Annotated in this window: 19 protein-coding genes; 10 read left to right on the forward strand and 9 right to left on the reverse strand. The window is 61.1% G+C overall.

Annotated features, from left to right (window positions below; translation table 11 throughout):
• Window positions 1-42 precede the first annotated feature (42 nt).
• Complete coding sequence (locus X730_RS1000000167460) at window positions 43-468, forward strand: hypothetical protein (protein WP_155922427.1); 426 nt, start codon at window positions 43-45, stop codon at window positions 466-468.
• A 291-nt stretch (window positions 469-759) separates the two neighbouring features.
• On the opposite strand, the gene X730_RS154865 is transcribed toward X730_RS1000000167460, so the two are convergent.
• The 9 genes from X730_RS154865 to X730_RS1000000169085 form a co-directional block, all read right to left on the reverse strand.
• Window positions 760-1629, reverse strand: coding sequence for an SDR family oxidoreductase (locus tag X730_RS154865; RefSeq protein WP_023826036.1), 870 nt, complete (start codon window positions 1627-1629; stop codon window positions 760-762).
• A 212-nt stretch (window positions 1630-1841) separates the two neighbouring features.
• Complete coding sequence (locus X730_RS1000000167465) at window positions 1842-2006, reverse strand: hypothetical protein (RefSeq protein WP_155922428.1); 165 nt, start codon at window positions 2004-2006, stop codon at window positions 1842-1844.
• Between the two features lie 18 nt (window positions 2007-2024).
• Entirely contained in the window at window positions 2025-2240 is a 216-nt protein-coding gene (locus tag X730_RS1000000167470) for a hypothetical protein (protein WP_155922429.1), read from the reverse strand.
• Window positions 2241-2330: 90 nt separating this feature from the next.
• On the reverse strand, window positions 2331-2537 hold the full coding sequence (locus X730_RS154860) for a hypothetical protein (RefSeq protein WP_023826037.1): 207 nt from the start codon (window positions 2535-2537) through the stop codon (window positions 2331-2333).
• Window positions 2538-2745: 208 nt separating this feature from the next.
• The gene (locus X730_RS154855; RefSeq protein WP_023826038.1) at window positions 2746-3933 is read right to left on the reverse strand and encodes an NADH-quinone oxidoreductase subunit D; all 1188 of its coding nucleotides are present in this window, start codon (window positions 3931-3933) and stop codon (window positions 2746-2748) included.
• Window positions 3934-4332: 399 nt separating this feature from the next.
• Complete coding sequence (locus tag X730_RS154850) at window positions 4333-6060, reverse strand: hypothetical protein (RefSeq protein ID WP_155922430.1); 1728 nt, start codon at window positions 6058-6060, stop codon at window positions 4333-4335.
• Window positions 6061-6415: 355 nt separating this feature from the next.
• Entirely contained in the window at window positions 6416-6949 is a 534-nt protein-coding gene (locus X730_RS1000000165245) for a dimethylsulfonioproprionate lyase family protein (protein ID WP_023826040.1), read from the reverse strand.
• Between the two features lie 117 nt (window positions 6950-7066).
• The gene (locus X730_RS154845) at window positions 7067-7885 is read right to left on the reverse strand and encodes an SDR family oxidoreductase (RefSeq protein WP_196814811.1); all 819 of its coding nucleotides are present in this window, start codon (window positions 7883-7885) and stop codon (window positions 7067-7069) included.
• A gap of 106 nt (window positions 7886-7991) precedes the next feature.
• Complete coding sequence (locus X730_RS1000000169085) at window positions 7992-8327, reverse strand: DUF2934 domain-containing protein (RefSeq protein ID WP_081731552.1); 336 nt, start codon at window positions 8325-8327, stop codon at window positions 7992-7994.
• A gap of 343 nt (window positions 8328-8670) precedes the next feature.
• On the opposite strand from X730_RS1000000169085, the gene X730_RS1000000166025 reads away from it, so the two are divergent.
• From X730_RS1000000166025 to X730_RS154820, 9 genes are all read left to right on the forward strand, one after another.
• Window positions 8671-8856, forward strand: coding sequence for a hypothetical protein (locus X730_RS1000000166025; protein WP_081731544.1), 186 nt, complete (start codon window positions 8671-8673; stop codon window positions 8854-8856).
• 2 nt (window positions 8857-8858) lie between these two features.
• Complete coding sequence (locus X730_RS1000000166030; protein ID WP_081731545.1) at window positions 8859-9059, forward strand: hypothetical protein; 201 nt, start codon at window positions 8859-8861, stop codon at window positions 9057-9059.
• A 492-nt stretch (window positions 9060-9551) separates the two neighbouring features.
• On the forward strand, window positions 9552-10061 hold the full coding sequence (locus tag X730_RS1000000165250; protein WP_050588087.1) for a patatin-like phospholipase family protein: 510 nt from the start codon (window positions 9552-9554) through the stop codon (window positions 10059-10061).
• A complete protein-coding gene (locus X730_RS1000000165255) occupies window positions 10051-10617 on the forward strand; it encodes a patatin-like phospholipase family protein (RefSeq protein WP_050588088.1) in 567 nt (188 codons plus the stop codon). The genes X730_RS1000000165250 and X730_RS1000000165255 overlap by 11 nt, the downstream gene beginning before the upstream one ends.
• A 199-nt stretch (window positions 10618-10816) precedes the next feature.
• A complete protein-coding gene (locus X730_RS154835; protein ID WP_023826043.1) occupies window positions 10817-11056 on the forward strand; it encodes a hypothetical protein in 240 nt (79 codons plus the stop codon).
• 600 nt (window positions 11057-11656) lie between these two features.
• A complete protein-coding gene (locus tag X730_RS0133515; RefSeq protein WP_023826045.1) occupies window positions 11657-12262 on the forward strand; it encodes a DUF4142 domain-containing protein in 606 nt (201 codons plus the stop codon).
• A 370-nt stretch (window positions 12263-12632) separates the two neighbouring features.
• Window positions 12633-13823 carry a glycosyltransferase family 1 protein gene (locus X730_RS154830; protein ID WP_031196775.1) on the forward strand — a complete coding sequence of 397 codons (1191 nt, stop codon included), beginning with the start codon at window positions 12633-12635 and terminating at the stop codon, window positions 13821-13823.
• Complete coding sequence (glf, locus tag X730_RS154825) at window positions 13816-14979, forward strand: UDP-galactopyranose mutase (RefSeq protein ID WP_023826047.1); 1164 nt, start codon at window positions 13816-13818, stop codon at window positions 14977-14979. The genes X730_RS154830 and glf overlap by 8 nt, the downstream gene beginning before the upstream one ends.
• Window positions 14976-17183: a sugar nucleotide-binding protein gene (locus X730_RS154820; RefSeq protein WP_023826048.1), complete on the forward strand. Its 2208-nt coding sequence runs from the start codon at window positions 14976-14978 to the stop codon at window positions 17181-17183. The genes glf and X730_RS154820 overlap by 4 nt, the downstream gene beginning before the upstream one ends.
• Window positions 17184-17192 lie beyond the last annotated feature (9 nt).

The raw sequence follows: 17192 nt of genomic DNA on the forward strand, positions 1-17192 counted from the left end.
GCAGAAGCTGCGGGGCGAGCGCGTGACGCTTGGCGGAGGTAGATGGCGAGCGACGTTGCCCAGCAGGTGCAAGACTCATCTTGGTCTCTTGTCGAGAGGTTCGAGACCTGCCGAACTTGGCACCGGCTCGAATGTTCCATGCGCACAGGCTGCCGCTGCGTCCGCCGCAATCACGGAACATTTCAGGCATTGCCACGTTCGAAAGCGGCAGGCGCACGAGACGCCGGAAGAAGGGAAAAACGCACCGTGGCACAGCGAAAAGCAACGCTCGTCTTTGACCTAGATTCAGTCCGCGTGTCGGTCACCGCTCCGGTTGGTGAGAACGTCACTGAAGGCGAAGCGATTACGATCGCCCAGGGCGCCGCAAGGCAACTCGCCAATTGCCAAGCGGTAGCTCATCTGTCGGATTTCACAATGGAAGCGGAGCCCGATCCCGGCGCGTTGTTTAGAAGCTGGGCATTGCGTTGATGACTGGCCGAAGCGAAGTCGACCACCCGGCAGCTGGCGAGCGCCCGCACGTTCGAGTGGAAACTGGACCAGGGCAGATGGCTGAAGTCGTGATCACGGTCGAGATGCGACCGGGTGAAGAAGCTGCTTCGGAAGTTGTCCTGAGCCGGGCCTGGGCGCTCTTGGCTGAAGAAATCTCAAAACGAAAATCGGCGACGCCACCATCTTTGGCGGAAGACGCCCCTGCAGACACTGGAGGGCGCCCCCCTGGCTCAGGATCGTGGTGGCAGGGCTAGCGGGGGGCTGCACCGTCTACATGAGTCGGCCACCGGTGACCGCGATCACGGCTCCGGTGATGTAGCTTGCGTCGGCTGAGGCAAGCAGAACATAGGTGGCCGCCAACTCGGCCGGATGGGCGGGGCGCCCGATGGGCGTGTTGCGACCGAATTCCGCCACTTTCTCTGCTGGCATTGTCGAAGGGATCAGCGGTGTCCAGACGGGTCCGGGGGCAACGGCGTTGACTCGGACGCCGCGCTTGGCGACCATTTTGGACAGTCCCTTTGTCAGGTTCACGATGGCTCCCTTGGTGGCGGCGTAGGCCAGCAGTTGTGGGGACGGATCGGCTGCCTGGATCGATGTCGTGTTGATGATGCTGGCGCCATTGCCCATGTGCCGCAATGCCGCTTTCGACAGAAAGAACTGGCTGTAGATGTTCGTCCTGAACGTTTGATCCAGCTCTTCCGCGGAGAGATCCGCAATATCGTCAAGCGTGGCCTGATGGGCAGCGTTGTTGACCAGGATGTCGACGTGTCCCAACTGCCGCATAGCCGTCTCGATTATGTCGACGCAATGCCTTTCGTTCCCGACGTCGCCGGGGACAAGAACGGCACGCCTCCCCGCTTTCTCAACCCAGTCGGCCGTCTCGCGCGCGTCCTCGTGTTCATTCAGGTACGACACGACGACGTCGGCACCCTCCCTGGCAAAAGCGATGGCCACTGCGCGACCGATGCCGGAGTCTCCACCAGTAATGATCGCCGTTCGGCCTTCGAGCTTGCCGCTTCCCTTGTAACTGTGCTCCCCGTGATCAGGCCGCGGAGACATTGCGTCCGTCTCGCCTGGGATCTCCTGCTGCTGCTTGGGCAGTTTCTCTTCCAAGAGGCGGGTGTCCACATCAGAGGTCATGTTCGTCGTCTCCTGTTAACCACTCCGCCCAACCAAGCGAAGACGGGGATGTTCCACGGACGTGTTTCTTGTAGGTCGCAAGCGCAAGCACCGGCCGCCGCCTCGCATCCCTGAGCATTCGCAGCCGAGGCGACTGAACGCGCGAATACCTCGTCACGCTCTGGTCTGTCTGGAGACAGGGCTGGCAAGCATCCAAGATGCCCTGCGCGAAACTACTGGGGAGGATTGCCAGAACCGGGCAGGATGAGGGCATGCCCGTCGGGATCAGACAATTGCAGCCCCAACAAAAACACCAACAGGATCAATGCACAGATCACCGCGACAGCAACGAGCGCTGTTTTGGAGAAAATAGTCCCTGGCTTCCGCTTCTGCAGCACGTCTCAGTTGCTCGCTGATCAAGGTTTGGGCTCACCAAGAGCCTGCTTGCCTACCCAAAGAGCTTTGGCCTCGCGCTCAACCGCTTCTTGATTGTCACCGAAAGTTTCGAGGAGTTCGCGCGCTTTGGCGACAGGAAGGCCATACTTTCTCGCCAAGGCCCTGGCCGTGTCGCTCGGCCGGCCTCGCGCGCCGCCTGGATTTCCTTTTGCTCTGCGATTATCAATCACCGCCAACCTGCCCTGCTCCCCCAAGTGGACGCTAAAGAACACACTGTCCGGAGGCGGACGGCGCCCGGCTCGCCTCGGTGCCTTTGTGCTCGTTCATCAAACTCTCTGATGCACTTCGCGAATGGCTTCGATCGCATCCTTCGCGCGCTGCCCAAGTTTACTGACAACGCAAAGCGCGTCATCGGACAGCTCTCCATTCTCCATACATCGAGAGGTCATCCGGGAAATTTTCAGCGCGGTCGCGTGCAGGTCCGAAATCAGCCCCTTTTCCGGGAAAGGCTGATGATTGTTCGAAAGTTCCATCGTGATGCGCCTTCTTGTTCAAGCCCTCAAACTCCGAACATGCGAGCATCGCTCCTGTTCCATGGGTAACTCAAATCCTATGGCGCTCAGGCCAAGTGACTCCGCGCGAAGTGAAGTATGGCTCTCCATACCAAGGACCACCGCAGAGAGTGGCGCAGCCCGATGTGCCGCGATTTGAAGAGCATGGCCTGGGAGCGCGCCTCGCCAGCTAACGATCCACGTCACCCAGGACGATGTCCAATGATCCAAGGACGGCTGTGACGTCGGCGAGCAAATGGCCGCGGCAAAGCTGGTCCATCGCCTGCAGATGGGCGAAGCTTGGAGCCCGCAGCTTGCATCGGTACGGCTTGTTTGTGCCATCCGCCACGAGATAGACGCCAAATTCCCCTTTCGGTGCTTCCACAGCGACGTAAACCTCGCCGGCTGGCAGCCGAAAACCCTCCGTGTACAGTTTGAAGTGATGGATCAATGCTTCCATCGATCGCTTCATGGCTGCTCGTTTGGGAGGAACGACCTTGCCGTCAGGATTGGAAACAGGCCCAGGCCCCTCCCTGGTCAACAGGTCGATGCATTGTCGTATGATCTTGGCCGACTGGCGCATCTCCTCCATGCGCACGAGATAGCGGTCGTAGCAATCGCCGTTTTTGCCTACGGGGATATCGAAGTCCATTTCTGCATAGCACTCGTATGGCTGGGCCTTGCGCAAATCCCAGGCAGCACCCGATCCGCGCACCATCACGCCGGAAAAGCCCCAGCCCCAGGCTTCATCCTGCGAGATCCGCCCGATGTCGACATTGCGCAGCTTGAAGATGCGGTTGTCGGTCAGCAACCTGTCAAGGTCATGCACGGTCTTGAGAAACGGGTCGATCCAGTCCCCGATGTCGGCGACCAACTCTGGCGGAAGATCCTGGTGCACGCCGCCTGGCCGGAAATATGCGGCATGCATGCGCGAGCCACTCGCCCGCTCGTAGAAGACCATCAGCTTTTCGCGTTCAACAAAGCCCCATAACGGCGGCGTCAGTGCGCCCACGTCCATGGCCTGAGTTGTCACATTCAGCAGATGCGACATTATCCGCGAGATTTCACTGTAGAGAACCCTGATCAGCTGCCCGCGCCGCGGCACCGTCAGGCCCGTCAGTTTTTCGATTGCGAGACACCAAGCATGCTCCTGACACATAGGTGCCACGTAGTCGAGGCGGTCGAAGTAAGGCAGGGCCTGAAGGTAAGTCTTGGTTTCGATCAGTTTCTCCGTGCCGCGATGCAGCAGGCCTATATGGGGGTCGACGCGGTCCACGACCTCCCCATCGAGCTCAAGAACCAGACGAAGCACACCATGTGCGGCAGGATGTTGGGGGCCGAAATTAATGTTGAAATTTCGGACGGAATTCTCTGCCATGCGGGCGCTCCTCGGGAGCTCGCCTAACTTCTCGTCCAGGCCGTTGTTCCACTACGGCAGAATGCACTTCACGATCGACCATCCATAGGACCTCCGAGGCCACTCGCCTGGGCCGGACCTAAGGCGCGTGCCCCCGTGCGGTCGGCTCCGCAATTCGAACCGGCACGGCGCACTGGGCAGCATCGTGCTCCGCCGTCATCCGCGCGCCACTCTCCGAGCGGTAGCAAGCTACAGCGATCGAAGCAGCTTTCCCGGAGGGACTGCCGCAGCGGGCGACCGTGCCGGCTCGCCGCGCAGCAAAGAGGCCGGCGCAGCCTGACAGAGTTGCCGAAACCCTGGCGGCATGTGGCCCGGGCGCGCTGAGATCAGCGCGTCCATGCAGGGCTCGCCAGGCTGCGCTCAGGGCTGGAAACCAGCCTTCAGCGACGTCAAGAGACGCGGGGCAAACGGTCGTGGTTCAAGAGCCAGCGTGAAAATGCCGGAGGGGTTGAGGAGGGTTTGCGGCCGGGGCACCGACAGGGCTGTTTCCCACCCCCAGCTGTCGAGCAGCGGATAGATCGAATAGGCCAGCAGCGGCACGCCGGCGGATGCGGCCGCGGCGCACTCGAGCAGCATCTCCTGATGCCAGCGCGCGCCGTAGTGGAAATAGGGCGTTCCCGTTTCGGTGATCATCATCGGCAGGCGATACCGATTGTAATAGGCGGCGATCACCGCCTGCAGACCCTCCCGCGCGCCTGAATTGACCTCGCCGACGTAATATTGGGGCTCCGAGCTGAGGTGTTTCCCCTTCGTGTCGAAATCCTCGTTGTGAGCGTAGTAATCGATGCCGAACACGGTGTCCGTCTTCATCGTCACCTTGAACGCCCTGTCCAGTTCCTGATGCAGCTCCTGGACCTCCTTCAGCATGTGCAAAACCCTTTGAAGGCTATCCGGCAGCGACCGGCCGGTCGCCGGGCTGCCGTCGAGATAGCGCTTGATGGCCCAGTCGAGGGAGGTACGTGACGCGGGCGGGGTCGCGTCCCATTTCGCGAGGTGCTCGGCCGGGGTCATCAGCGCCAGCCTGTCGAAATCCGTATCGAGCAGCCAGTCCTCTCCGAGGATCAGATCGCTGCCGAAAAAGCGTATGTGCCGGTTGAACTCGTCCCACTCGGGCTTGAAGACCGCCGCTTCCGGATGGATGTAGAGAATGCGTCGTCTGCTCGGCGCCAGTTCCTCCTCGATGGCAAGCCGCGCGCTCACGGCGGCCTTGGCCACCTGCACGGCGCGTTCGATATAGTAGGTGGTGTGCAACGGGCTTTGCCAGCGCGGGAACGCCCCGTGCCACATCTCACTGTTGAAGCCGATGGTCGTTTCCGGCTCGTTGATCAAGGTCACCGCCTTAACCTTCGGGCCGTAGCGCTTGACCGCGGCGCGCGCAAAGGCAGCGAAATAGCCAGGCCAGTCCGGGTTGAGATAATAGCTGGCGGGTCCGTTGGTGCGACCGTCCGGTCCGACGACACGGAACCGGTCCTCGATGCCGAAATGGTGCAGGTCCAGACTGACCCGTATGCCCGCGCGGTCGAGGTCGTCGATCAGCCGATCGTGCGCCAGCCAGGTCTCCTCCCGTTCCGGATCGATCAGGTGGTTCGACAGGCCCAGCCTGACATTCACGATCCCGAGATCGAGCAGGCGGGCAGCGAGCACACGTCGCCGCTCATGATCGAAAAGACCCTGGTCGTCCAGGGAATCCCATCGGTAGCTTTCGTCGCGGGTCAAAGGGTTGCCGGATTCGACACCCGTCCAGAGAAAACTCCTCAGCGATGGAACGCCATAGGTTTGCGCGTACAACTCGATGGTGGCTGCGTTGCGCTCGCGTTCGTTGGCCGATGGTGCAATGACCGATGGCACCGGGCGCCGGATCAGGGTCGGCTCATTGAACCGCGCATCAACCGATCGTGGCGCGCGGTCGAGCTGCTCGATAAAAAGCGTCTTCGCCTTAGCCCAGTTGACCAGGGCGGTGTTGGTATCCCCCGCAAGCGCTGCCCAGCATGCGGCGAGACTGAGGCAGAACAACAGGAGCAGCGCGGCGGCGGAGCTCCGCCAGATGCCCGACGGGGGCAGTTTAGTGCCTGATGATCGTACGGGCATAGTCTCCCTGTAGGCTCAAAGTCCCTCAGCCCGAACTGCAACCCCGCTACTAAGTTCCTTGGCGACGAACCCAGCAGGAGCCGGGGGGTGATAGGACCTTTGCGGGAATGGGCGCGACAATGGCCCTGGTCCGTGATCGACCTGCTCATGCAAAGCCGGATAAAGTTCACCGCGCTCCGACGATCATGCAATCAAAAGCCCGCCTCGGGGAGGGAAGCCGAGGCGGGCCGGAATGCTGTTGTGAAGCCAGCATCCTATGTGGCACCGGGAGATGCCAGCCGACAGAACTTCGAAGCTCGGCGCGTGTTCCCCAGCGCGACGAAAAAGCTGGTCTGGCACTTTGAGCGCGGTTGTCTCAGCTGCTCGGCTGCATGTTCAGGTCGCTGCCGCCAATTTCGGGCAGCATGCCGCTCCCGGGCGTGGCGTCTGGATTGTTGAGGGCCGGATCGGTTTCCGTCCGGCGTGAGGCCGATTGTTGGAGTTCGCCAGCAGTGACGTCCGACTCGCGTTCGAAATGATAATGGACGTCTCTCATATTATCCGCAGCGAAACTGAACAGGAACCTGAACGGGGCAAGGTTGTCACTGCGGACCGAGTGCGTAGCGCCACCCGGAATGAACAGCGTGTCTCCGGCACCCAGCCGATATTCGACCCCATCGACTTTGCACAGACCCATGCCTTCCAGCGCGTAATAGGTCTCGTCCTGGTCGTGGCGGTGAGCCGGCAAAACCTGTCCTGGTCCGACCTCCGCCAAGCCGGTCGTCATGCCTCGACTGGCGACCTGATCCGCCGACAGCAACAACTTCCAGCGGACAGCGTGGGATGCGTCCTGCCCAGGGGCACGGAACACAGCCCAATCGACGTCATCAGCGTGCACGAAAGCGACCATTGTTTCTACTCCTGTAAGTTCGGGAGCCGGCAACGAGGTGACAGCGCGTGCTCGCGGGTTCCGGCACGGCTGCGCCGAAGGGCACATCTCATGCCACATCCCCAGGCGTCAGGCGCGTCATGCGCCCTGCCCCCAGTTCATTTCCAACCCGCCGTCGATGGTGAAACTCTGGCCGGTAACATAGTCGGAATCGTCCGACGCCAGGTAGAGCGCCAGCCTGGCGACCTCCCAAGGCTCGCCGGGCCGGCGCCATGGAATGTGCGGCATTTCCTGCGCCCGCTTTTCCGGATCGTCTGTGCGCGCCATCGTCATGGGCGTGCGGATCAGCCCGGGAGCAATGGCGTTGACGCCGATCTTGAGGTCAGCGACCTCCAACGCCAGGCTGCGCGTCAGCGTTAGGAGGCCGCCCTTGGCAGCACCGTACGCCGCGTTCCTGGGGCTCGGAATGGCTTCGTGGACGGAGGTGATGTTGATGATCTTGCCTGTCCCCCCCGCGGCTTGACGCCGGCGCACGAATTCGCGGGAGCAGAAGAAAGGTCCATACAGATCGGTCTTGATCACCGTGTCCCAGGCTTCCGTCGTCGTCTCGGCTAGAGGCGAGCCGCTCGATCCGGTCCCGGCATTGTTGACCAGTATATGCGGCGTTCCCAGCGTCCGGTCGACAGCCTGGAAAAGATCGGCCACGCTCCCTTCGTCGCGAACGTCCAGGCGCTGCACAAGGGCGCGACGTCCAGAGGATTCGACCTGGCGGGCGGTGGCCTGAGCTCCGTCTTCATCATTGTGAAACGTCACCGCCACGTCCGCCCCCTCCAGCGCCAAGCCTTCGGCAATGGCGCGTCCGATACCCGAGTCTGACCCGGTGACGATGGCGATGCGGCCACCAAGCTTCAGGTTTCGCGGCGGTACGCGTATATCTTCGTCCTGGACTGTGGCCATGACCCATCTCCGTTAGTTGCCGTCAGCCGCAGGCGGATCGGACCAGAGGCTGCTGCCGCGATCTGTCTTGGCGTTGTTCGCCTGCGCGTTCAGACCAGATCGACTGCTAGCGGCGTGGACCTTTCTTGGCGGACCCTGTGGGGTTGCCGGCAGTACTCCCGCCACCCGTTCCGATGCTTCCTACCGTTGCACCAGGCGTGTTGGCCGGAATGGTGCCTCCCGGCTGCAGGCCTGTCGCGACTCCCGTATGGCCGCTTGGCCGTGCGCTGCCCTCGTCGGCTTGCATGTTGCTCTCGGCCCGGATTTCCCGGGTTGCCTGCTCCCAATGCTCCTCATGTCTTCCGTCGGGTTGCCCAGCATCATTCCATATCTGGTGGGCGCGGGCTCGGATCCTCTCTTCGGTGTCCGCTTCACGCCCGGACGGTCCATTTTCGTCAGCCATTTCTATCTCCACTCTTTGCGCACACCGAACCTTGATCGAGCGAGTAGGTTCCCTTGCCGAAGACTTCAATTCCGCGACGGATGTTTGCGGCAAAATCGTCGGACCCTGCAAGCCAACAGCGGAGCCGGCGCGGGAAGCACTCGGAAATGGCAGAAACAAGAAGGCTCCGCGGAGGTTCGGGCGGGCGATGCGGGCCTCCTAAAGGGTTGCCTGTCCTCGACCCTTGCAACCGCTTGGAAATTAGGTGCCTACCCCGCAAAAGCTCTCGTGCTGACCCGCTCGACGGAACTTCCCCCGAAGATCACGGTTTTGAGTCACGATTCCCAACGCAAGGAGATGCAAGATGTCTAGCAAAATGCCGCCTGTACCGCCTGCAAACCAGAGCCAAAAAGGCTCGGGAGAAGGTCGACAGGTTAACCACGATGATGCCCAGCACGGCACTCACGGAGCGCCGGATCCGGAGCGCCAGGGGCAGCAAGCCAACACCAAGGTCAATACGACCCATCAGGGTTATCAGCAGGATCGGTGATCATGTCCACATCGAAGAAACACCCGAACACGATCCGGCAGGGCGGGCCAGGCGCATCGCACGAGAACGCCAGAAAACACTTACAGGTCAACAAGCCCCCGGCGGACGAAGACCGTCGATCTCAAAGCCGAGTTTCAGGGGGTGGCGGTGAAAAGGACAGTCATCATTCGCACAATGCAGCCAAGAAGGGCGGCAACAGTTGAGACCCACGGCTACGTGATCACCGAGGCGTGTCTCTGGGGTGAATGTTTGGCGTGCGACGGTCTTTGGCGTGCGTGGCACTCCTAGCCTCCGAGCGCGAGAGTGCAAACGGTTGTGGGCGCAATTTGGAGGCTCGCTTCCACATCCGTAACTTTAGCTTCGCACTGAGGTGTAGCGAATTTTCCGGACGAGGCGACAGCTGAACTCCCGGAGGGGACTCTGTCGTGTTGACCCGTGATGCGGTTGTCAGGAACCTGGCAGCTTTCGAGCATACGGACGGAGCTTGCGGAGTTGGTGGCGGCAATTGCGGTCAGGCCCGGTCGATTAGTCGCGTTCTCGACGAGACAGGCTCGGAGATGGCTCGTGCAGCATAGTGGTCGCGAGGACGCTTCGTGCAAGCGTCGGGATAGTAGTGGAAAGACGGGAACGCGCGACCCGAATATGTGCATGGACGAGGCGGGGCCGCCGGTCGGCATGACAGCTGGAGATCTTCTATGATCATATCAGATAATCTCGTTCTTGTACTGTCAGGCGGCAATGCACTTGGCGCCTATCACGCCGGAGCGTACGAAGCGCTTGCGGCGAGGGGCCACCAGCCCAAGCGCATCGTCGGCAGCTCTATCGGAGCAATTACCGGCGCGATCATCGCCGGCAATCGGCCAGGAGATCGGCTGAACCGCCTTCGTGCCTTTTGGGCAAAAGCCGAACAGACGACCGTCGGTTTGCAAGCTGGTGTGTGGTCAAGCCAGGCATGGCGGCGGTTGGAAAAATCGTTGGCAGCTCTGCAGACGATCGTGAGCGGGAGGCCAGGACTCTTCGGGCCTGAGATGTTTGCCGCGTGGCCGATCTCCGGTCCGGCACGGCCAGCGGTCAGCATTCTCGACACCTGTGCTACACGCGAGACCCTTTGCGAGTTGGTCGACTTCGACCTTCTGAACAAAGCAGATCCGCCGCTGACGATATTGACCGGTAGACGTCGAGAATGGCTCGGATGTGGTCTTTGACACCACGCGCGAGGCGATCAGTCCTGACTGCCTGCGGGCCAGCGCCGCGATGCCCGTTCTCTTCAACCCCATTGAGATCGGCGGACGCTGGCTTGTCGATGGTGGATTATCGGCCAATTTGCCGGTCCGTCTCGCTTTGGGAGAACCGCCGAAGTCAGACGCTTTCTGCATCGCGCTCGATCTGCTGCCGGCAAACGGCGACCGGCCTCGCTCAACCGGAGACGCCGCGCGACGCGCTCAGGATATCGTCTTCACTTGTGAGTCTCGCCACGCAATCCAGTCATTGACCAGGGAGTACGAACTCCGTCAGAGCCTCAGTCCGCAAGCGGACCTGGCATCAACGATACTGCTCTATCTGGCCTATGATGGAGGCCGGCACGAAACAGCGCTGAAGATGCTCGACTTTACAACGGGCTCAATCCGCGAACGCTGGGCTGACGGAAGGGCGGACATGCTGCAGGCCTTGGATCAAGCCGCCGATTTGCCGGTGCCGGTGCCCCGGCCGCTGTCCACTCTTGCATTCGAACACGGCAAGCTGAACTGGACTGCTCCATAGAACCCGTCACATGCGACTCGTACAGGGCCAGCTTCACAACCTATTGCTCTGTTGGGAAACTCGCGCCCAATGACTCTCATGACAAAATAGGGGGCTGCCAATCCTTGGAACATTGGGCACGCAGCAGGGTTCGGTTGGCAGGAGCCGAGCCCCAGCAGGACCATGGCTTCTCAACCACGCTTGACGACAGGAGATGAAAATGGCGACCGGCAGAGGCAGCAAGAAATTCATGGGGGCGGGATCGCAAGGCAAACGCGATGGCTCGGGCGCGATGACGACGCTTCCCGACAATTTCGTTCCGGAGAACGCGATTCTGTCCAACCGTGACAAGAAACAACACTCACACCAGAGAGGGCTCGACAGCAAAGCGATCCAGACCGAGCAGCATCAGGACCACGCCGCAAACCGCTACCCTGACGAAAGCGATGGGTCGACCTGAAAACAGACCAAGAAGGACAAGCAGGGAAACGGGACAATCAGCGTTTCTGGAAGTATCCGGCGTCGGGACGACTGCTGCTTATCCATATGGGATGAGGTCATTGAGCGAGACCACCGCCCTGGCCAACTATTTGAACTGGTGCATGGCCGCGCTATCCAGGACGGCCACGGCGCCATCCGCCTGGGTCAACTTTCCAATCGCGCTTTCCAGGGTCGGTACCACAAGTCGGTTGGAGGCTTGGACATCCGCCAAACAGGCGCCGCAAGCGTGAACATGGGCAAGCGACATCACCTTAGCGCTGAAGTCGGACGGATAGTCTCGTCTGCAGGGAACAATGGATCAACCACGTCCCCACCGCCGACCGTTTTTGCAGCTTGCTCACCTAACTAAGATGATCGGGAACGTAGTTTATCGACATACCGGCATTAAGAAACAACGGCGCTATGTTCCAGCGACTGGCCGGCCAAAGCCCCGAGCCGGAGCCGTTCGGGGTCTTTTCCCTTACGCCTGCCCCCCCGTATTTATTGTCACAAAAAAGGGGAACAACGGCAGCTCGGCCGTGTTGGGCGGCCAGTCAGTACAATATTGAAGGAGCACAACATGCATTTCGTCAAAGCGCTTTTCGCTGCGATCGCCATCGGTCTCATCAGCCCGGGGGCAATGGCTCAGACCGCGACGACGTCCCCGCAGGAATTTGTCGAAGCAGCTGCGAGTTCAGACATGTTCGAGATCCAGTCGAGTGAGTTGGCGCTGCGGAAATCGAAGACATCACGAGTGAAGGAATTCGCTCGCATGCNAGCTGCGAGTTCAGACATGTTCGAGATCCAGTCGAGTGAGTTGGCGCTGCGGAAATCGAAGACATCACGAGTGAAGGAATTCGCTCGCATGATGATCAAGGACCACACGACTTCTTCCAAGCGGCTCATTGCGGCGGCAAAGAAGGACGGCGTCGCAGTGGCACCGGAGATGACAAGCAAGCATGCTGCCCAATTGGAAGCCTTGAGCAACGACAGCAGCGGGGCGTTCGATAACGCCTATATCGACGCCCAGGTGGCAGCGCACCAGGAAGCCCTGACGCTGATGACCTCCTATGCGGAAAACGGTCAGGCAAAACATCTGGCGGCCCATGCGAAAAAGACCGCGCCCGTCATCCGGCAGCATTTCAAACATGCCCAGCAACTAAGCAAGAGCGGTTCTCAGGGCTGAGTGGATCTTGCCACGAGAAAGACGTCCCTGTCTTCGAAATAGGCCGAAGCAACACCGAACTCTGAGCGGCGCCAACCTTTTTTACCCAGGACTCTTACCCTGCCATCTTTTCGTCTTCGCTCGGGTTCTGCTGAGGCCTTTTCAACCTGGAAGAGGCAGGTTGCGCAAGCGTTGGCAACGAATTCTGCGCTGCGATTTAAAATGCATGAAGCGCACAGCGGGGCCGAGGCGAGCCTGAGCCGCAGTGCGCCACCGCAGACCCAGGCAGCATTTTTGGCCCGGTCGTCATTTTCTGCACCCTGCGGGAACAACCCCATGGCGGCGAGGTTAGGCTTTAGATTTAAACTCTTAAGACCCACCGCAGGACAAAATGAAAATCAATTCTCAGCGTAAAAAGAGCTATGGGCAGAAAACCCGTAGAAGCTTGTTGTGTTTCTCGCATCTGAGGTGGAATTTTGTGTTCCAAAGGCCTCAGCACATTCTCACCCACGCAAGTCAGTACTATGATGTATTTTTTGTCGAAGATCCGATATTAACAGAAGAAACCACTTGCTACCGCAAGTGCCATACGGTCGCTGGTGGGATAACGGTCGTGGTGCCGCACATCCCAAGACATTTTAACGGGCCGCAGATCACGCGTGCGCAGCGCGAGCTGGTCGACGGACTGGTCGACGGCCTCGAAAGAGCGCCGGCACTGCTGTGGTATTATACGCCCATGGCGCTGCCCTTCAGCAGGCATCTTTCGGCTGAGCTCTGCATCTACGACAACATGGATGAGCTTTCGAGCTTCCGTGGCGCTCCGCCTCGGATGATGGCGCTTGAGCGCGAACTTTTCAGGCGGGCCCATGTTGTCTTCACGGGTGGCCAGAGCCTTTATGAAGCCAAGCAGCATCGGCATCGCAACATCCACCCATTCCCGAGCAGCATCGACAAGGCCCATTTCGGCAAGGCCCGTCATCCCAACCCGCCGTCTCTCGACCAGGACGAGATCGCCGGCCCCAAGCTTGGTTTCTTCGGCGTTATAGACGAGCGCATGGATTTGGAGCTGGTGAACCGCATGGCGGCCTTGCGGCCGGACTGGCAGTTCGTGATGATCGGGCCGGTGGTCAAGATCGACGCGGCGGACCTTCCGCGCCGGCCGAATATCCACTGGCTGGGCGGCAGGGATTACAAGCAGCTTCCCCATTATCTGTCTGGATGGGACGTGGGTATAATGCCCTTCGCCAGGAACAAATCGACGAAGTTCATCAGCCCGACCAAGACCCCGGAATTTCTCGCCGCCGGCGTGCCGGTGATTTCGACCTCGGTCCGCGATGTGGTTAGGCCCTACGGACAGCTCGGCCTGGTCGAAATCGCGGACGATGCGGCCAGGTTCATAGAACGTGCGGAACATCTGCTGGCGCGCCCGAAGGATGGCTGGCTCCGCAAGGTGGATCGACACCTGTCCGGCATGTCCTGGAGCTCTACCTGGGAAGGCATGCTGTCGCTGATCTGCGAAACCCGTGACCGACGCACGTCCGGTCACCATGCAATTCAGGCATCGGAGAGCAGCTATGTTTGATTGGCTGGTCGTCGGCGCCGGCTTCGCCGGCAGTGTGCTCGCCGAGCGGCTGGCCTCCCAGAGGGGAGACCGGGTCCTTGTGGTCGACCGGCGCCCGCATATCGGCGGCAACGCATTTGACTGCTACAATGAAGCCGGCCTGCTGATCCACAAGTATGGACCCCACATCTTCCATACCAACTCCAGGCAGGTATTCGATCATCTGTCGCAATTCACGCAATGGCGTCCGTATGAACACAGGGTCCTGGCCGAAGTTGACAAGAAGCTGGTGCCGATCCCGATCAATCTCGACACCATCAACACCCTTTACGGGCTGGATCTGACGCCGGAGCAGCTCGAAGGATGGCTCGCGGCACGCGCCGAGCCGGTCGAGGATATCCGCACGTCGGAGGACGTGGTGGTGAGCCGTGTCGGACGTGAACTCTACGAGAAATTCTTCCGGGGTTACACACGCAAGCAGTGGGGAGTAGATCCGTCCGTCCTGGACAAATCCGTCACTGCGCGCGTCCCGACCCGGACCAATCGCGACGACCGCTATTTCACTGACAAACTCCAGTACATGCCTGCCGCCGGCTATACCCGGATGTTCGAGCGCATGCTCGACCACCCGAACATTCAGGTCATGCTCAAGACCGATTATTCGCAGATGCGGGAAGAGTTCGCCTACAGGCGCCTGATCTTCACCGGGCCGGTCGATGAGTATTTCGGCTACTTTTACGGCCGGCTGCCCTATCGCTCGCTGCGCTTCGAGCACAAGACGCTGGAACAGGAATGGCATCAGCCGGTTGGCGTCGTCAACTATCCGATGGAGCACGACTATACGCGGGTGACCGAATACAAGCACCTCACCGGCCAGCAGCACCCCTGCACCAGCTTGACCTACGAATATCCGACGGCGGAAGGCGATCCCTATTACCCCGTGCCGAACGCCGAGAATGCGGATCGCTACAGGAAGTACGAGGCGCTGGCGAGGACGACCGAGGATGTCTGGTTTGTCGGCAGACTGGCGACCTACCGCTATTACAACATGGACCAGGTCGTCGGCCAGGCCTTGGCCACATTCCGGAGAATAGAAGCCTCAGTCCCCGGCGCCAACCGCGCTCCTCTTGAGACGGCGGTGTCCAAGATGAGCGGCATTCTGCAAGCAACGCAATGACGGCCCGCACCATGCAGACCGGAACCGTGCTAGCGACGCCTGAAATCTGGGGAGGAGTCGAATGCAGCATCATTCGGCTAAGGAACCGATGGCGTGACGAAACTGCCGAGACGGGGCATACCGGCAGGCTGGCCGACCTGGGCCGTATTCGAGATCTGGGCATAAGAACGCTCCGCTACCCGCTGCTCTGGGAATCGATCTCGCCCGACGACATCGAAACGGCCGACTTCTCCTGGCACGACGAGCGCATGCCGCGGCTGAAGGAGCTCGGCATCGACGTCATCGCCGGACTGCTTCACCATGGCAGCGGCCCCCGCTACACAGACTTGCTCGATCCAGCCTTTCCCGAGCTACTGGCGCGGCATGCCCGGCGTGTCGCCGAACTCTACCCCGAGGTCCGCCGCTTCACGCCGGTGAACGAGCCGCTGACAACCGCCCGTTTCAGCGCTCTTTACGGACATTGGTATCCCCACCGCCGCCGACTGCCGGATTTCGCGCGGGCGCTGATCAATCAGTGCCGCGGCGTGGCGCTTGCGATGCGGGCGATCCGCGAGGTGACGCCGCATGCGGCCCTTGTCCAGACCGAGGATCTCGGCAAGACGTTCAGCACGCCATTGCTTGGTTACCAGGCGGACTATGAGAATGAACGCCGCTGGCTTACGTTCGACCTGCTGTTCGGCCGCGTGGATCGTAGCCACCCCTGGTTCTCCCGGCTTATCGATCATGGGATTGCCGAGCAGGAGCTCCAGGCCTTCGTCGACGAGCCCTGCCCTCCCGATATTGTGGGGGTGAACCACTATCCGACCAGCGAGCGTTTCCTTGACCACCGCCGCTCCAAGCTACCCGCCGGAGCCCTGGTCGGCGGCAATGGCCGGCATCATTATGCCGATCTCGACGCAGTAAGGATGCATCTTCCGCTTGGATCATTGGGGCCTGAGCCGCGCTTGCGCGAGGTCTGTGCACGATACGACCGGCCAGTCGCCGTTACCGAGGTTCACCACGGCTGCAGTCGCGATGAACAGCTTCGCTGGCTGAACGAAGTCTGGAGCGCCGCAAACCGCCTCGCCGGCGAAGGCAAGAACATCGCCGCCGTCACGGTCTGGGCGCTGTTCGGATGCGTCGACTGGAACAGCCTGCTGATGCGCGAGGACGGGGCCTATGAAGCGGGAGCCTTCGACGTCCGCAGCCCATCGCCGCGCTTGACCGCGCTGGGACGCGCAGTGCGGCAGATGGCCTCCAGCGCGAGCCCGACGCATCCGGTTCTCGACAGTCCCGGCTGGTGGCGCCGGGACACGCGGTTCTTCCGGCCGCCTCCGGAAACAACGGCCGAACTCGGTGCCGAGGGCAACGCCCGCAAAGTGCTCATCCTGTGCAAGGACGCTGCACTGGGTGGTGCCTTCTGCCGCATCGCTGCACACCGGGGCCTGGAGTTCATTGCTCTTGACGCGAATGACCTCAACATTACGGAGCCGCATTCCGTGCGTCGCGTGCTGCTCAAGCACCGGCCATGGGCATTCATCCGCCTGGCGAGCGCGCAACCCGCCGGCGGCCGCCTCGACGGGCAGCACGCGACTGGCGAAGGTCCAGCGGATGGAGCGGTGCTGGCGACCGTCTGTGCCGCGGCCGGCGTGGCGTTGATGACGGTGACGTCGGATGCGCTAGTCGGCAAAACCCTGTCGGGCGGTTTGGTGGAGAGCTGCCCCGTCACCCCGGTATCGGGGATCCGGAACCTCAACGCCACAGTCGAAGAGATGGTGATGAAGCATCATCCCCGTGCGCTGGTAATCCGCACCAGCGCCGTGTTCGGACCGTGGAACACCGGCGACGCCCTTTCCCAGATCCTGGATGAAATCGCTGTGGACCGCGCGCTCCGCTTGCCGGCGGACGCAGTCTGCTCCCCCACCTACGTTCCGGACCTGGCCCACGCCGCCCTCGACCTGTTGATCGATGGCGAGACGGGACTATGGCACCTCGCCAATGACGGCGCGGTCAGCTGGTACGAATGGGCGAGAGAGGTTGCCGATTCGCTCGGCCTCGATCCGCGACTGGTGTTGCGGGATCATGGCGGCGCCGGGGACCTCGCGCCCGCCGCGCTGGCCAGTGAACGGGGTCAACTCATGCCTTCCCTGGCAAGCGCCCTGGGCCGCTTCCTGCGTGAGTGTGATGTGCGCTGGAACAAGACCTCCGCTGCCTTGGGCAGCTGAGAAGCGACA

This window comes from Mesorhizobium sp. L103C131B0 (assembly GCF_000502275.1).
GTDB lineage: Bacteria > Pseudomonadota > Alphaproteobacteria > Rhizobiales > Rhizobiaceae > Mesorhizobium.

Bases quoted from the DNA above. Each gene is read 5' to 3' on its own strand.
- X730_RS1000000167460 (WP_155922427.1), top strand. From the start codon at position 43: ATGGCGAGCGACGTTGCCCAGCAGGTGCAAGACTCATCTTGGTCTCTT.
- X730_RS154865 (WP_023826036.1), bottom strand. From the start codon at position 1,629: ATGACCTCTGATGTGGACACCCGCCTCTTGGAAGAGAAACTGCCCAAG.
- X730_RS154860 (WP_023826037.1), bottom strand. From the start codon at position 2,537: ATGGAACTTTCGAACAATCATCAGCCTTTCCCGGAAAAGGGGCTGATT.
- X730_RS154855 (WP_023826038.1), bottom strand. From the start codon at position 3,933: ATGGCAGAGAATTCCGTCCGAAATTTCAACATTAATTTCGGCCCCCAA.
- X730_RS154850 (WP_155922430.1), bottom strand. From the start codon at position 6,060: ATGCCCGTACGATCATCAGGCACTAAACTGCCCCCGTCGGGCATCTGG.
- X730_RS1000000165245 (WP_023826040.1), bottom strand. From the start codon at position 6,949: ATGGTCGCTTTCGTGCACGCTGATGACGTCGATTGGGCTGTGTTCCGT.
- X730_RS154845 (WP_196814811.1), bottom strand. From the start codon at position 7,885: ATGGCCACAGTCCAGGACGAAGATATACGCGTACCGCCGCGAAACCTG.
- X730_RS1000000169085 (WP_081731552.1), bottom strand. From the start codon at position 8,327: ATGGCTGACGAAAATGGACCGTCCGGGCGTGAAGCGGACACCGAAGAG.
- X730_RS1000000166025 (WP_081731544.1), top strand. From the start codon at position 8,671: ATGTCTAGCAAAATGCCGCCTGTACCGCCTGCAAACCAGAGCCAAAAA.
- X730_RS1000000166030 (WP_081731545.1), top strand. From the start codon at position 8,859: ATGTCCACATCGAAGAAACACCCGAACACGATCCGGCAGGGCGGGCCA.
- X730_RS1000000165250 (WP_050588087.1), top strand. From the start codon at position 9,552: ATGATCATATCAGATAATCTCGTTCTTGTACTGTCAGGCGGCAATGCA.
- X730_RS154835 (WP_023826043.1), top strand. From the start codon at position 10,817: ATGGCGACCGGCAGAGGCAGCAAGAAATTCATGGGGGCGGGATCGCAA.
- X730_RS154830 (WP_031196775.1), top strand. From the start codon at position 12,633: ATGAAAATCAATTCTCAGCGTAAAAAGAGCTATGGGCAGAAAACCCGT.
- glf (WP_023826047.1), top strand. From the start codon at position 13,816: ATGTTTGATTGGCTGGTCGTCGGCGCCGGCTTCGCCGGCAGTGTGCTC.
- X730_RS154820 (WP_023826048.1), top strand. From the start codon at position 14,976: ATGACGGCCCGCACCATGCAGACCGGAACCGTGCTAGCGACGCCTGAA.